General features: G+C 65.0%; 13 protein-coding genes and 1 pseudogene. 10 read left to right on the top strand and 4 right to left on the bottom strand.

Features of this window, described 5'->3' with window-relative positions; all coding sequences use genetic code 11:
• Positions 1 to 7 precede the first annotated feature (7 nt).
• From rplQ to dsbD, 3 genes are all read left to right on the top strand, one after another.
• The gene (gene rplQ / locus BMI01S_RS21365; RefSeq protein WP_027797304.1) at positions 8 to 400 is read left to right on the top strand and encodes a 50S ribosomal protein L17; all 393 of its coding nucleotides are present in this window, start codon (positions 8 to 10) and stop codon (positions 398 to 400) included.
• Between the two features lie 250 nt (positions 401 to 650).
• Positions 651 to 962 (top strand): divalent-cation tolerance protein CutA, encoded by a 312-nt coding sequence (cutA, locus tag BMI01S_RS21360; RefSeq protein WP_174480124.1) that lies wholly within the window; start codon positions 651 to 653, stop codon positions 960 to 962.
• Positions 955 to 2,922, top strand: a complete 1,968-nt coding sequence (gene dsbD, locus BMI01S_RS21355) for a protein-disulfide reductase DsbD (RefSeq protein ID WP_028231698.1) — start codon at positions 955 to 957, stop codon at positions 2,920 to 2,922. The genes cutA and dsbD overlap by 8 nt, the downstream gene beginning before the upstream one ends.
• A 108-nt stretch (positions 2,923 to 3,030) precedes the next feature.
• Here dsbD and hemB read toward each other — a convergent pair whose 3' ends face one another.
• Both hemB and yihA read right to left on the bottom strand, forming a co-directional pair.
• Positions 3,031 to 4,029 carry a porphobilinogen synthase gene (gene hemB / locus BMI01S_RS21350; RefSeq protein ID WP_028213332.1) on the bottom strand — a complete coding sequence of 333 codons (999 nt, stop codon included), beginning with the start codon at positions 4,027 to 4,029 and terminating at the stop codon, positions 3,031 to 3,033.
• Between the two features lie 399 nt (positions 4,030 to 4,428).
• Positions 4,429 to 5,088, bottom strand: coding sequence for a ribosome biogenesis GTP-binding protein YihA/YsxC (gene yihA / locus BMI01S_RS21345; protein ID WP_028213331.1), 660 nt, complete (start codon positions 5,086 to 5,088; stop codon positions 4,429 to 4,431).
• A gap of 237 nt (positions 5,089 to 5,325) precedes the next feature.
• Here yihA and BMI01S_RS21340 point away from each other — a divergent pair, with 237 nt between their 5' ends.
• From BMI01S_RS21340 to msrQ, 5 genes are all read left to right on the top strand, one after another.
• Positions 5,326 to 6,000, top strand: coding sequence for a c-type cytochrome (locus BMI01S_RS21340; RefSeq protein ID WP_028213330.1), 675 nt, complete (start codon positions 5,326 to 5,328; stop codon positions 5,998 to 6,000).
• A 161-nt stretch (positions 6,001 to 6,161) separates the two neighbouring features.
• Complete coding sequence (locus tag BMI01S_RS21335) at positions 6,162 to 8,384, top strand: cytochrome c biogenesis protein ResB (protein WP_028231697.1); 2,223 nt, start codon at positions 6,162 to 6,164, stop codon at positions 8,382 to 8,384.
• Between the two features lie 60 nt (positions 8,385 to 8,444).
• Positions 8,445 to 9,674 (top strand): c-type cytochrome biogenesis protein CcsB, encoded by a 1,230-nt coding sequence (gene ccsB, locus BMI01S_RS21330; RefSeq protein WP_028231696.1) that lies wholly within the window; start codon positions 8,445 to 8,447, stop codon positions 9,672 to 9,674.
• A 206-nt stretch (positions 9,675 to 9,880) separates the two neighbouring features.
• Positions 9,881 to 10,882, top strand: coding sequence for a protein-methionine-sulfoxide reductase catalytic subunit MsrP (gene msrP / locus BMI01S_RS21325; protein ID WP_028231695.1), 1,002 nt, complete (start codon positions 9,881 to 9,883; stop codon positions 10,880 to 10,882).
• 14 nt (positions 10,883 to 10,896) lie between these two features.
• Positions 10,897 to 11,616, top strand: a complete 720-nt coding sequence (gene msrQ / locus BMI01S_RS21320) for a protein-methionine-sulfoxide reductase heme-binding subunit MsrQ (RefSeq protein ID WP_042290484.1) — start codon at positions 10,897 to 10,899, stop codon at positions 11,614 to 11,616.
• Positions 11,617 to 11,693: 77 nt separating this feature from the next.
• Here the strand turns inward: msrQ and lysA are convergent, their stop codons facing one another.
• Positions 11,694 to 12,965 (bottom strand): diaminopimelate decarboxylase, encoded by a 1,272-nt coding sequence (gene lysA, locus BMI01S_RS21315; RefSeq protein WP_028231693.1) that lies wholly within the window; start codon positions 12,963 to 12,965, stop codon positions 11,694 to 11,696.
• On the opposite strand from lysA, the gene BMI01S_RS43855 reads away from it, so the two are divergent.
• Positions 12,964 to 13,203: a hypothetical protein gene (locus BMI01S_RS43855; RefSeq protein WP_028231692.1), complete on the top strand. Its 240-nt coding sequence runs from the start codon at positions 12,964 to 12,966 to the stop codon at positions 13,201 to 13,203. The two genes, lysA and BMI01S_RS43855, sit on opposite strands and share 2 nt — an antisense overlap.
• Before the next feature lie 20 nt (positions 13,204 to 13,223).
• Here BMI01S_RS43855 and BMI01S_RS43850 read toward each other — a convergent pair.
• Positions 13,224 to 13,349: pseudogene (locus tag BMI01S_RS43850) on the bottom strand (hypothetical protein); the annotation flags it as partial.
• 53 nt (positions 13,350 to 13,402) lie between these two features.
• Between BMI01S_RS43850 and cyaY the strand changes: the two are divergent.
• A complete protein-coding gene (gene cyaY / locus BMI01S_RS21305) occupies positions 13,403 to 13,720 on the top strand; it encodes an iron donor protein CyaY (RefSeq protein WP_028213324.1) in 318 nt (105 codons plus the stop codon).
• Positions 13,721 to 13,757 lie beyond the last annotated feature (37 nt).

Raw genomic sequence — 13,757 nt, 5'->3', positions numbered from 1 at the left:
AATTGAAATGCGTCACCGTCATGGTCTGCGGAAACTGAACCGCACGAGCAGCCACCGTCTGGCAATGCTCCGTAACATGTCCAACTCGCTCATCGAGCACGAAGTCATCAAGACGACGCTGCCGAAGGCGAAGGAACTCCGCAAGGTCGTCGAGCCCCTCATCACGCTCGGCAAGAAGCCCTCGCTGGCAAACCGTCGTCTGGCGTTCAACCGCCTGCGCGATCGTGACTCGGTCACGAAGCTGTTCGACGTGCTCGGTCCGCGTTTCGCGAACCGTCCGGGCGGCTACCTGCGTATCCTGAAGTTCGGTTTCCGTGTTGGCGACAACGCACCGATGGCTCTGGTCGAACTGCTCGACCGTCCGGAAGTCGCGGAAGAGAACGTCCAGGAAGCGGAATAAGCTTTCAGTCGCGCGGTCCCCGGATCGAGCGGCGTGCAAAAAAGCCAGGCCTAGCCTGGCTTTTTTGTTTTTGGGCGCGGATTAAAGCGTGTGGAATCGCGTTTACCGGTCGCAGTCCCCTTTTGCCGCACGGTGCGCGAGAGAAGCCAGTCGGCACCGATGGTACGATTACATTCTGCCTCGAAGCCCGCGGTCGCCGTTGCGCGCGGGCGCCACGCCGGAGTTCGCCGTGACCCTCTATGTGACCCTCATGCTGACCACGGTGCCCGACGAGGGCACGGCCGAAAGGCTGACCTCAGGGGCGCTGGCGCAGCGTCTTGCCGCTTGCGTGACGCGCCTCGGCGCCGTGCACTCGCAGTACCACTGGCAGGGCAGCCTCGAGTCGGGCGACGAGATCCAGCTGCTCTTCAAGACGAGCCTCGCCCGCGCGGCCGAGCTCGAACAGTTCATCCAGACCCAGCATCCGTACGAGACGCCCGAGATCCTCTCGTGGCAAGCCACGGCGTCGAACGCCTACGGCCAATGGGTCAATGCCGAGACTCAGCGCCCCCTTCATGTCTAACCGCTTCGATCGGCGCTCGCGCGCCGCGCCGTTCGCCTCGCTGTCCGGCTTCCTCGTACTCGTTTGCTGTCTGCTGCCGATGCTGTTTGGCGCGTCGCTCGCGTGTGCAGCCGACGATGACTTCCTGCCGCCCGACCAGGCCTTCACCTTCAGCGCGAGCGAAGCGCCGGGTACCGTGAACGTGCACTTCAAGATCGCTGACGGGTACTACATGTACCGCGAGCGCTTCGCGTTCGTCGTGCGCAACGGCACGGCGCAGCTGGGCGACGTGCAGATACCGCCCGGCCACGTCAAGTTCGATCAGACCTTCCAGAAGAATGTCGAAACCTATCGCGGCGAGTTGACGATCCGCGTGCCGGTCAACTCGGCGAGCGGCGCGTTCGATCTCGCGGTGACGTCGCAGGGCTGCGCCGACGCGGGCATCTGCTATCCGCCCGCAGAGCACGTGTATCACGTGAGCGGTGCCGCTTTGCAGGCCGCTACGGGCAGCCAGAACGCCACGCCGGACGCGGCGCGTTCGACGCCCGCACCCTTGCCGCAAACGCACGCTGCACTCGCAGCAGGCGATACCGGCGAGCCCTGGTATGAGCGCGCCACGAGTGCCGACTACGCGCAATCGCTGCTGCAAGGCGGCGGCTTCTTCGCCGTCGTCGGGCTGTACTTCGTGGCCGGCATGGTGTTGAGCCTCTTGCCCTGCTCGTACCCGATGATCCCGATCCTCTCGGCGATCATCGTGGGCGAGGGTGCCCGCGTGACGCGCGCACGCGGCTTCGCGCTTTCGTTCGTCTACGTGCTCGGCATGGCGCTCGTCTACACGGTGCTGGGCATTGCCGCTGCGCTGGTCGGCCAGAGCCTTGGCGCATGGCTGCAGAATCCATGGGTGCTCGGCGTGTTCGCGGTGCTCCTCGCGGCGTTCGCCGTCATGTTGATCGCGGGTTACGACGTCGCGCTGCCGCAGCGCTGGCAGGACGGCGCTTCGCGCGCCACGCAGGGCCGATCCGGCGGCAAATTCGCCGCGGTCGCCGCCATGGGCGCGCTGTCCGCGCTCGTGGTGGGCGCTTGCATGACCGCGCCGCTTTTCGCTGTGCTGGCCTTCATCGCACACACGGGCAACGCCGTACTGGGCGGTGCGGCGCTCTTCGCGATGGGCCTCGGCCTCGGCGTTCCGCTGATGATCCTTGGCCTCGGCGCGGGTTCGCTGCTGCCTCGCGCGGGCGCGTGGATGGACGGCGTGAAGGTGTTCTTCGGCGTCGTGCTGCTGGCCGCTGCGCTATGGATCGTCTGGCCGGTGCTCGGCGCGGCCGCGCAGATGCTGCTCGCCGCGCTCTGGTTGCTGCTCGCGGCGGCCGCGCTCGGCCTCTTTACGCCGAACGCAGGCGCGTCGAACGTCTGGCGGCGCCTCGGGCGCGGCCTCGGCGCGGCGTTCGCCATCTGGGCCGCCACGCTGATCGTGGGGCTCGCGGCGGGCTCGACCGATCCGCTGCGCCCGCTTGCCGTGCTCGCCGCGCGCGTGGGTGGTGTGAGCGACGGCGCCGCGGCAGGCGCAGCGCAAGCCGCCGGCGGGAGGGACACGAGTGCGCTGGTCTTCGCGCCAGTGCGCTCCCCGGCGCAACTCGACGCGGCGCTCAGCACGGCGGGCAAGCCGTCGATGCTCGACTTCTACGCCGACTGGTGCGTGAGTTGCAAGGAGATGGAGAAGTTCACGTTCAGCGACCCGCGAGTGCAGGCGCGCCTCGCGCAGCTAGGGCTGTTGCGCGCCGACGTGACCGCCAACAATCCCGACGACCAGGCCCTGCTCAAACGCTTCGGACTCTTCGGACCACCAGGCATTATCTTCTTCGATACGCAGGGCCACGAAGTGCTGCGCGTCGTCGGTTACGAGAACGCCGACCGCTTCCTTGCGCGACTCGATCGCGTGGCGGCGCACGCAGAGCAAACGCCGGCAACGCCATCGACCTGATCACCGGTGCCCAGCGCGCGATAGATCGCATGGCCAACGAAAAAACAAAAGGCACGTCCGGAGACGTGCCTTTTGTTCATGCGACCGATGCCCTGGTGAGCGAGCCCCTTACTTCTGCGCGCGCAGCAAGCGCGCAGCGTCGAGCGCGAAGTACGTGAGGATGCCATCGGCGCCGGCGCGCTTGAATGCGAGCAGCGATTCCATCATCACCTTGTCGTGGTCGAGCCAGCCGTTCTGCGCGGCTGCCTTGAGCATGGCGTACTCGCCGCTCACCTGGTACACGTAGGTCGGGAAGCGGAATTCGTCCTTCACGCGGCGCACGATGTCGAGGTAGGGCATGCCCGGCTTCACCATGACCATGTCGGCGCCTTCCTCGATATCGAGGCGCACTTCGCGCAGTGCTTCGTCGGAGTTCGACGGGTCCATCTGGTAAGTCATCTTGTTGCCCTTGCCCAGATTCGACGCGGAGCCCACGGCGTCGCGAAACGGTCCGTAGAACGCCGAAGCATATTTGGCCGAGTAGGCCATGATGCGCGTATGGATGTGATTCTCGCTTTCGAGCATTTCGCGGATCGCGCCGATCCGCCCGTCCATCATGTCCGAAGGCGCGACGATATCGACGCCCGCCTCGGCCTGCGCCCGCGCCTGCGCCACGAGGATCTCGATGGTCTCGTCGTTGATGACGTAGCCGTTTTCGTCGAGCACGCCATCCTGGCCGTGGCTCGTGTACGGGTCGAGCGCGACGTCGCAAAGCACGCCGAGGTCGGGGAAGCGCTTCTTCAGTTCACGCACGGCGCGCGGAATGACGCCATCGGGGTTCGTCGCCTCGACGCCATCGGGCGTCTTGAGCGCCGGATCGACAGCGGGGAAGAGCGAGAGCACGGGAATGCCGAGTTCGACGCACTGCTCGGCGACGCCCATCAGCAAGTCGATCGACACGCGCTCGACGCCTGGCATCGACGGCACGGCTTCGCGCATGTTTTCGCCTGCGATGACGAATACGGGGTAGATCAGGTCGTTCGTGGTGAGGAGGTTTTCGCGCATCAGACGGCGCGAGAAATCGTCACGTCGCATGCGGCGCGGACGATGATGCGGGTAGAAGCTCATGTCGTCGGATATCTTGAACGGGAGGGGGCGTCCGGAGGTGCAGAAGACTTTTCAGGACAATGGTATATCATACCGATCGAGTGAAGCGCCTGGCGCCGAGCTCCCCGCTTCTCCTCCCTGAGCGGGTGCCTGTCGTTTTTCGATAAGGCTGTTTAACCCGCCGGAAATTACGGCGGGTTTTTTTATGTGGGCCTGAACAGCCGTTGCGGGGCACCGCTTCTGATACGGGAAAGCGCGCTGGCGGTTCCAGTCCGAGCGGCCCCTGAGCGAGAGGCACACACTGCGCGTCGAAGGTCAGGCGGCCGTCCCGAAATATCAGACGAAAGCGAGTGAAAAGGCCAGCAGAAAGGCGTGTAGACGGCGCCGATGGCCTGGGTGAAACGACAGCGCCGCGCGGCGTTATTCCGCCGCCGGGGTAACCTCGCCGGCCGATGCCTGCGGCACGATCCAGCTCTCGATTACCGCGTGTGCTTCGTCCAGTCCGACCCGCTTGAGTGCCGAAAAGAGCTGGGCGCTCAGCTTCCCTTCATAGCCTTGCTTGCGGTATTCGTCGAACGCCTTGTTCGTCGTGCGCAGCGCGACCACGCTTTCCTGACGCGTCAATTTGTCGCACTTCGTCAGGAGTGCGTGGATCGGTTTGCCAGTCGGCGCAAACCATTCGACCATGCGGCGGTCGAGTTCGGTGAGCGGACGGCGCGCGTCCATCATCAGCACGAGCCCCGAAAGCTGCGCGCGCGTTTGCAGATAGAGCGAGAGCAGTTGCTCCCAGTGTGCCTTGGCGGCCGCCGGCACTTCGGCATAGCCGTAGCCGGGGAGATCGACGAGATAGCCTGCCGGCTCATCGGCGGGGCCCACCGCGAAGTAGTTGATGTGCTGGGTGCGGCCCGGCGTTTTCGAGGCGAAGGCGAGCCGCTTCTGGTTACACATCAGATTGATGGCGGTGGATTTGCCGGCATTCGAACGGCCGGCGAACGCCACCTCGGGGCGCGCCGTGGCGGGCAGATCGCGCAGGTGGTTCACGGTCGTGAAGAAGCGGGCTTGATGCAGCAGGAAGGCCATCGGAAAAGGACCACAATGTGAGACAACGCGGCGGGCGGCCCGCCGGGCCCGGAAGCGCCCGGGAGGAATCTGGGATATCGGGGGCGGGCCCGACTGGCGCGGTGGCGCCTTGCGCGCTATTGTACAATGCGATGGTTTACTGAATACCAGTGAGGCCAGCGCGGGCCTTTCGAGGTAGATCGGTCGCTGTCGTCCATTGCAGAACCTGATTCCCACAAGACGAAACAAGGTGCGCGAATGAATCGACTGGGCAAGTCCTTGAAGGTGTTCGAGAGTGCGATAGCGGCAGGTCTTACAGCAGGTCTATTCATCATGGCGGGGCAAGCTAACGCGGCGGACCAGGCAACGCCGGCCAAGCCCGACATCGCGCGGGGGCAAGCCATCGCCGCGCAGGTGTGCGCGGCCTGCCACGCGGCAGACGGCAACAGCGCCGGCGGCGCGTACCCCAAGCTTGCCGGCCAGCACGCCGAGTATCTCGTCAAGCAACTCAAGGACTTCAAGGCCCAGCCCGGCGGCAAGCCGGCCGCGCGCGCGAATCCCATCATGGCCGGCTTCGCGGCTGCGCTGTCAGACCAGGATATGATCAACGTTGCAGCCTGGTTCGCTTCCCAGACACCCAAGCCCGGCTACGCGCATGACGCGAAGACCGTGCCGTTCGGCCAGGCGATCTGGCGCGGCGGCATCGCCGACAAGGGTGTGCCCGCCTGCGCGGCGTGCCACGGACCCACGGGGCAGGGTATTCCGATCCAGTATCCGCGCCTGTCTGGCCAGTGGTCGGAATATGTCGTGGCGCAACTCAACGCTTTCCAGCAGGGCACGCGCAACAACAACGATCCGATGCGTGCGATCGCGCACCGGCTCTCGGATGACGAGATCAAGGCCGTCGCCGACTACGCTGCTGGTCTGCACTGAAGTTCTGTATTGAGGTAATGAGCTTGCCGCGCGGTTGATTGTGCTTGACTGTGCAGCCGGCCGAAAAACAAGAAAAGGGTGAGGGCGTCGTCACACTGGCGGCGCGCCTGCACCCTTTTTTGCTGTAGCGCCGATTGCGCGCGTAGCAAAGCGGAGATTGAATGAGCGTCACCACGCAGGGTTTGGAGTTGAAGGTTCGCCAGCAGGCCGTGAAGAGCGCCGTCGAGCTGCTCAGTTCGATGCGCTTCGCGATTTCACTGCTCGTCGTTCTCGCCATTGCAAGCATCGTCGGCACGGTGCTCACGCAGGACGACCCCTACCCGAACTACGTCAACCAGTTCGGTCCCTTCTGGGCCGATATCTTCCGCTCGCTGAGCCTCTATACGGTCTATAGCGCGTGGTGGTTCATGACGATCCTCGGCTTTCTCGTCGTGTCGGTCTCGCTGTGCGTGATCCGCAACGCGCCGAAGATGCTCGCGGACATGCGCAGCTGGAAGGACAAGGTCCGCGAAGGCAGCCTGCGCGCGTTCCATCACAAGGGCGAATTCGCGCTGGAACGCGGCACGCGCGAGCAAACGGCGGCCACACTCGGCAAAGTGGCAAGCCGCATGGGCTACCGCTTCGTTAAGCGGGAAACGGAAGGCGCCACCCTCATCGCCGCCAAGCGCGGCGCGCTCACGAAGATCGGCTACATCTTCGCGCATCTCGCGATCGTGATCATCTGCATCGGCGGCCTGCTCGACAGCAATCTGCCGATCAAATTCCAGATGTGGCTCTTCGACAAGACGCCTATCCGTAGCAACACCGTCATCAACGACATCCCGCCCGAGCACCGGCTTTCGGTATCGAACCCGACTTTTCGCGGCTACGCCTGGGTTCCGGAGGGCCAGTATGTCTCCACGGCCATCCTCAACCAGCCCGACGGTTCGCTGATCCAGGACCTGCCGTTCTCGATCCAGCTCAACAAGTTCATCGTCGATTACTACTCGACCGGCATGCCCAAGCTCTTCGCGAGCGACATCGTCGTGATCGACCACAAGACGGGCCAGCGCATTCCGGCGCGCATCGAGGTGAACGAACCGTTCGAGTACGACGGCGTGTCGATCTACCAGTCGAGCTTCCAGGATGGCGGCTCGCAGATGTCGATGACGGCGTGGCCCATGTCGGGCGCGAGCGCGAAAAGCTTCCCGTTTGGCGGCACGGTCGGCAATTCGGCGCCGCTTGCTGTGCCCGCTGGCCAGACAGTGCCGGGCGTGGATGGGCAAACCATCGAGTTCGCGGACTTCCGTGCGATCAACGTCGAAAACATCTCGACCGGCAGCGGGGCGACAGACGCGCGCGGCGTGGCTCACCGGTCGCTCAAGGAAGCCTTCGACGAGCGCCTCGGCTCCGGCGCGAAAAGTTCGAGGCCGCTCGACCTGCATAACGTCGGGCCGTCGGTCCAGTACAAGGTGCGCGACAAGGATGGTCAGGCGCGTGAGTACAACAACTACATGCTGCCCGTGGACGTGGGCGGCGGCGACCGCATGTTCCTCGCGGGCATGCGCGAGAAACCCGACGATCCGTTCCGCTATCTGCGTATTCCCGCCGATGCCGCGGGTACGCCAAAAGAGTGGATGATGCTGCGCGCGGCTTTCGAGGATCCCGCCTTGCGCGCCGAGGCGGCGAAGCGCTTTGCGGCGCGCTCCGTCCCCGTTTCGAACCGCGAGCTGGAACAACATCTGGAGGACAGCGCCGGGCGCGTGCTGATGCTCTTCGCCGGCCTGAATGCGCCGCAGACAGGCGCTGGGCGTGCATCGGGCGGCTTCGAGGCGGTGGCGGCGTTCATCGACAAGTCGGTGCCGAAGGACCAGCAGGAAAAGGCAGCAAGCCTCCTGCTACGCATGCTCGAAGGGGCGACGTGGGACCTGTGGCAACTCGCGCGCGAGCAGGCCGGCGAGCCGGACGTGAAGCCGGATGCCAACGCCGCGCGCTTCGTGCAGGATTCGATCAACGCGATATCTGACAGCTTCCTGTACGGATCTCCCGTCTATCTACAGCTCGATTCATTCAAGCAGGTGCAAGCTTCGGTATTTCAGTTGACGCGCGCGCCGGGCAAGAAAGTCGTGTATCTTGGCAGCCTGCTCCTCGTGCTCGGCATCTTCTCGATGTTCTACGTCCGTGAGCGGCGTCTGTGGTTCTGGTTGAAGGACCGGAAAGGTCCCAATGGCGAGAGCCGTGGCGTCGACGTCATCATGGCGATGTCGACCGCCCGCCGTACCCTCGACTTCGAGAAGGAGTTCGTCCGTACCCGCGACGCGATCGGCCGTGCGCTAGGCGCGGCGCCGCAGACTGGCGCAACGGACCCAACAAGCGATGCTGGCGGCACGGACCGCACGCGTTGATCCATGCGCCTCGATAGAGGCGCGTGATGGCAGCCATTCATGATCGACATCGGTGAGCCCATGGACTTGTCTCAGGTTTCTCCTTCCGCGAAAGCGCGCCGTGTGGCCAACGCCGCTGCGTCGCGCGATGCCTCGGGTGCCCGCGACCCGCTCGCGGACGTCCTGTTCGACGAACGCCCCTTCCTGCGCCGCCTCTCGGTGTTCGACTGGCTGTTTGCGCTGGCGCTAGTGGCGGGCGCGGGCTTCGCGCTCTCGCGCTATCACGCGCACATGAACTACTACGACAAGCTGGTGCTGTGCGGCACGACGCCGGCGCTCGTCGTGCTGGGCTGGCGCTGGAAGCCGGCGCGGCTGCTCATGGCCGGCATCGCGGTGCTCTCGCTTCTTGCGCTGCAGGTCTATCAAGGCGACCTCGCGCGCGCCGATCAGGCCTTCTTCCTCAAGTATTTCCTGTCGAGCCAGTCGGCGATTCTGTGGATGAGCGCGCTCTTCGTCCTCGCCACGCTGTTCTACTGGATCGGCCTCGTCTCACGCTCGGCCACGGGCGGCGCGATCGGCACGAAGCTCACGTGGGCGGCGGTGCTCATGGGCTTCGTCGGCATGATGGTGCGCTGGTACGAGTCCTACCTGATCGGCGCGGACATCGGCCACATTCCGATCTCGAACCTCTACGAAGTGTTCGTGCTGTTCAGCCTCATCACGGCGCTCTTCTATCTGTATTACGAAAAGCACTACAACACGCGCGCGCTCGGCGCATTCGTGCTGCTGGTCATCAGCGCGGCAGTAGGCTTCCTGATGTGGTACTCGATTTCGCGCGACGCGCAGCAGATCCAGCCGCTCGTGCCCGCGCTGCAGAGCTGGTGGATGAAGATCCACGTGCCGGCGAACTTCATCGGCTATGGCAGCTTCGCGCTTTCGGCCATGGTGGGCGTCGCGTACATCATGAAGGAGCGCGGCGTGCTGGCGGACCGGCTGCCCACGCTCGAGGTGCTCGACGACGTCATGTACAAGTCGATCGCCGTCGGATTCGCGTTCTTCACCATCGCGACCATTCTCGGCGCGCTGTGGGCCGCAGAGGCATGGGGCGGCTACTGGAGCTGGGATCCGAAGGAAACCTGGGCGCTGATCGTCTGGCTCAACTACGCAGCCTGGCTGCACATGCGCCTCATGAAGGGCCTGCGCGGCGGCGTGGCGGCCTGGTGGGCGCTCACGGGCCTGCTCGTCACGACCTTCGCTTTCCTTGGCGTCAACATGTTCCTTTCGGGGCTGCACAGCTACGGCAAGCTGTAACCGGATTAGCCCGCACGACGAACTAACCGTCGGATGCCTCGCGCTCCGACGGTTTTTTTTCGTCGGCCGGGAAGCTTTGCGCGAATTGCGCGTTTGCCCGCTTGAGGCCATCCAGTCCATCCATCTCGTGCGCTGCACGGCGGGACGGGTAGAGATACGATCAAATGTGCTGGCGAGCACGCCAGGCAAGAAGCAGGAGCAGCGACATGTGGATCAAGCGGAGCAGCAGGATCTTGCTCAATGGCGACGACATCCCTGCGAGCGAAATCACGCCGCAAAAGGTGTACGAACAACGCCGGCGCATTCTTCAGGCGGCGGGCGCGCTCGCGCTCGGCGGTATGGCGGGGCCGTTCGGCGCAACGCAGGCGCTGGCGGAATACGCGCCCGGCGACCCGAAGGCGCAGAAGCTCGGCGCGCAAACCAACGCGAAGTTCGTCGCACTCGACAAGGTCACGCCTTACAAGGACATCACGACCTATAACAACTTCTACGAGTTCGGCACCGACAAGGGCGACCCGGCCCAGAATGCTCACACGCTGCGGCCGCGCCCGTGGAAGCTGAGCGTGGAAGGCGAGGTGAAGAACCCCAAGGTCTATGACATCGACGAGATCCTCAAGCTCGCGCCGCTCGAGGAGCGCGTATACCGCCACCGCTGCGTGGAGGGTTGGTCGATCGTCGTTCCGTGGATCGGTATTTCGCTCTCCGAACTGATCCGCCGGGCGCAGCCGACGGGCAACGCGCGCTACGTGCAGTTCATCACGCTGGCGGACCCCTCGCAGATGCCGGGCCTCGCCGAGCCGATTCTCGACTGGCCGTATTCCGAAGGCCTGCGCATGGACGAAGCGATGAATCCGCTCACGCTGCTCACGGTGGGCCTCTACGGCCAGGTGCTGCCCAACCAGAACGGCGCACCCGTGCGCGTGATCGTGCCGTGGAAGTACGGCTTCAAGAGCGCGAAGTCGCTCGTCAAGATCCGCTTCGTGGCGAACCAGCCGCCTACGAGCTGGAACAAGTACGCGCCGAACGAGTACGGTTTTTACTCGAACGTCAATCCGAACGTCGATCACCCGCGCTGGAGCCAGGCCACCGAGCGGCGCATCGGGGAGGACGGCTTCTTTCAACCCAAGCGCAAGACGCTCATGTACAACGGCTACGGCGATCTTGTCGCGTCGATGTATCGGGGCATGGATTTGCGCAAGAACTTTTGATGCCCGACGCAGAAATGGAGCAGGAGATGGAATCCACGACGACACCACAGGCTGGTGCCATGCCGCGCGCGAGGGCGGCGCAGGCCGGCACGCGCGCGGCGAGCGCCACCGGCCCGCGATGGCTGCCATGGGCGAAGGCGGCGGTGTTCGTCGCGGCGTGGTATCCGCTCGCGCGCATCGTGCTGTTCGGCTTCACGGACCAGCTTGGTGCGAATCCGATCGAGTTCATCACGCGTTCCACGGGCCTCTGGACGCTCGTGTTCCTCTGCATCACGCTCGCCGTCACGCCGCTGCGCCGGCTCACGGGCTGGAACGCGCTGATCCGCTTCCGGCGCATGCTGGGCCTTTATGCGTTCTTCTACGCGACGCTGCACTTCGCGACTTACATCTGGTTCGACAAGTGGTTCGACGTTGCCGCGATGCTCAAGGACGTCGGCAAGCGGCCGTTCATCACGGTGGGCTTCGCGGCGTTCGTGCTGCTCATTCCGCTCGCCGTGACCTCCACGCGGGCGATGGCGCGCCGGCTCGGCCGCCGCTGGCAGACGTTGCATCGGCTCGTCTATGTGATCGGCGTGCTGGCGATCCTGCACTTCTGGTGGATGAAGGCAGGCAAGCACGATCTCGTGCTGCCGAAGCTGTACGGCGCGATCATGCTCGTCCTGCTGGGCTGGCGCTTGGGCGTGTGGCTCCTCGCGCGGTGGCGGGCCTCGCGGGCGGCCGCGGGTGCCGCGTAGGCGCACGGCTCGCAAGCCAGGCAACAAAAAAGCGACGCCTCGGCGTCGCTTTTTTATCATGCAAGCAGACGAAATACTCAGTCCGGCAGCACGCGCTCGCCCGCGAACAACTGCGCCACGCTTTCGCGCTCGCGCGCGAGATGGACGCGCGTGCCGTCGACGATGACCTCGGCCGCACGCGCACGCGTGTTGTAGTTCGAGCTCATCACGAAGCCGTAGGCGCCCGCCGAGCGGATCGCGAGCACATCGCCCGGCTCGATCGCGAGCGAGCGTGCGCGGCCCAGCCAGTCGCCGCTTTCGCACACCGGGCCGACCACGTCGTAGGTGTGCGCCGGCGCATTGCGCACGACGACCGGCTCGATCGCGTGCCAGGCGTCGTACATGGCGGGGCGGGCGAGGTCGTTCATCGCGGCGTCGACGATTGCGAAGTTCTTTTCCGAGCCCGGCTTCAGGAACTCGACCGTGGTGAGCAGAATGCCCGCGTTGCCCACCAGCGAACGGCCCGGCTCGAAATACACCTCGCGGGTCTTGCCCGTTTTGGCGCCATAGGCCTCGATGCGGTCGAGCACCGTACGCACGAACTCGCCGATGTCGGGCGGCGTTTCGTCGTCGTAGCGAATGCCGAGGCCGCCGCCCACGTCGATGTGGCGGATGCTCACGCCATCGGCCTCGATCTGGTCGACGAGTTCGAGCAGCTTGTCGATCGCATCGAGATACGGCGCGATTTCGGTGATCTGCGAGCCGATGTGACAGTCGATGCCGACCACTTCCAGGTGCGCCATGGCAGCGGCGGCGCGATAGGTCGCGCGCGCGTCCTCGAACGCCACGCCGAACTTGTTCGCCTTCAGGCCCGTGGAAATGTACGGATGCGTTTTCGGATCGACGTCCGGGTTCACGCGCAGCGAAACGGGCGCCTTCTTGCCGAGCTTGCCGGCCACGGCGTCGAGGCGGTCGAGTTCGGGAATCGATTCGACGTTGAAGCACTTCACGCCCGCTTCGAGCGCTTCGCGCATTTCGGCGGCGGTCTTGCCGACGCCCGAGAACACGACGTCCTGCGCTTTACCGCCTGCCGCGAGCACGCGCGCCAGTTCGCCTGCCGAAACGATGTCGAAGCCCGCGCCTTCGCGCGCGAACACGTTGAGCACGGCCAGGTTGCTGTTCGCCTTGACCGCGACGTGCACTTTGGCGCGGCGGCCGGCGCACGCGTCGGCGTAGGCGTGCCAGGCGGCGGAGAGCGCCGCGCGCGAGTACACGTAGAGCGGTGTGCCGTACTGTGCGGCGAGGTCGGCGGCGGATACGCCTTCTACGAAGAGCGTGCCATTGTCACGGTGAAAAGCGGACTGGGTCATGCGGGAATCTTACTGGGTTGGCGTGGCCCCGGAAGCCGGTTGCTGGCTGCCGGTGGTCGCTGGCGTGGTGCTGAGTTCCGTGTCCGGGGACAACGACAGCGGCGTGCCCGTGGTGTCCGGAATCGTGCCGACCGGAGCCGATGCAGAGTCGGGAACGCTCGCGGGTGCGGCGCCGGTTTCCGGTGACGTGGTTTGGAAATCGGGCTTGGGCGGAAGCGGCGGCACGTTCGGCATGTAGAGCGCCCCGCGCTGGCCGCAGCCCGCGAGCGCGACAGCGCCGATCGCAAAAGCCGCTAGAATCGCGCGGGGCGTGGATACGCGGGGCGTCCTTACGCGGGGCGTGCATGCGCGAGGCGTCGAAACGCGGGATGCCGCTGCGCGCATCTGTGAAATGACACGCATAATTGTCCCTGAATGAATAACCGGTGGAGTTTAGCATGCCAGACAGTGACTACCTGAGCCGCGCGGAGGCCGTGCTGGCGGCCGTGGAGCGGGCCGTGGACGAGGCCGACGCCGATATCGAACTCGAGCGCAGCGGCAATGTGCTGACGCTCGAATTCGAGAATCGCACGAAGATCATCGTGAATCTGCAGCCGCCGATGCGCGAGATCTGGATCGCGGCGAAAGCGGGTGGTTTCCACTATCGTTTCATCGATGGTGAATGGCGCGACACGCGCACGGGCACCGAGTTCTTCTCGGCGCTCACGGCCTATGCGACGGAGCAGGCGGGCGAGCCGGTGCGGTTCGAACCTTGAACGCGAAAGCGTGAGTCCATAAAAAACGGGCGCCAGT

Origin of the sequence: Paraburkholderia mimosarum LMG 23256 = NBRC 106338, from assembly GCF_000739815.1 — a bacterium.
GTDB lineage: Bacteria > Pseudomonadota > Gammaproteobacteria > Burkholderiales > Burkholderiaceae > Paraburkholderia > Paraburkholderia mimosarum.
This window is presented reverse-complemented; position numbering and strand designations above follow the sequence as displayed.

Excerpts from the sequence above, each read along its gene's own strand:
- rplQ (WP_027797304.1), top strand. The coding sequence starts at position 8 with ATGCGTCACCGTCATGGTCTGCGGAAACTGAACCGCACGAGCAGCCAC.
- cutA (WP_174480124.1), top strand. The coding sequence starts at position 651 with ATGCTGACCACGGTGCCCGACGAGGGCACGGCCGAAAGGCTGACCTCA.
- dsbD (WP_028231698.1), top strand. The coding sequence starts at position 955 with ATGTCTAACCGCTTCGATCGGCGCTCGCGCGCCGCGCCGTTCGCCTCG.
- hemB (WP_028213332.1), bottom strand. The coding sequence starts at position 4,029 with ATGAGCTTCTACCCGCATCATCGTCCGCGCCGCATGCGACGTGACGAT.
- yihA (WP_028213331.1), bottom strand. The coding sequence starts at position 5,088 with ATGGCCTTCCTGCTGCATCAAGCCCGCTTCTTCACGACCGTGAACCAC.
- BMI01S_RS21340 (WP_028213330.1), top strand. The coding sequence starts at position 5,326 with ATGAATCGACTGGGCAAGTCCTTGAAGGTGTTCGAGAGTGCGATAGCG.
- BMI01S_RS21335 (WP_028231697.1), top strand. The coding sequence starts at position 6,162 with ATGAGCGTCACCACGCAGGGTTTGGAGTTGAAGGTTCGCCAGCAGGCC.
- ccsB (WP_028231696.1), top strand. The coding sequence starts at position 8,445 with ATGGACTTGTCTCAGGTTTCTCCTTCCGCGAAAGCGCGCCGTGTGGCC.
- msrP (WP_028231695.1), top strand. The coding sequence starts at position 9,881 with ATGTGGATCAAGCGGAGCAGCAGGATCTTGCTCAATGGCGACGACATC.
- msrQ (WP_042290484.1), top strand. The coding sequence starts at position 10,897 with ATGGAGCAGGAGATGGAATCCACGACGACACCACAGGCTGGTGCCATG.
- BMI01S_RS43855 (WP_028231692.1), top strand. The coding sequence starts at position 12,964 with ATGCGGGAATCTTACTGGGTTGGCGTGGCCCCGGAAGCCGGTTGCTGG.
- lysA (WP_028231693.1), bottom strand. The coding sequence starts at position 12,965 with ATGACCCAGTCCGCTTTTCACCGTGACAATGGCACGCTCTTCGTAGAA.
- cyaY (WP_028213324.1), top strand. The coding sequence starts at position 13,403 with ATGCCAGACAGTGACTACCTGAGCCGCGCGGAGGCCGTGCTGGCGGCC.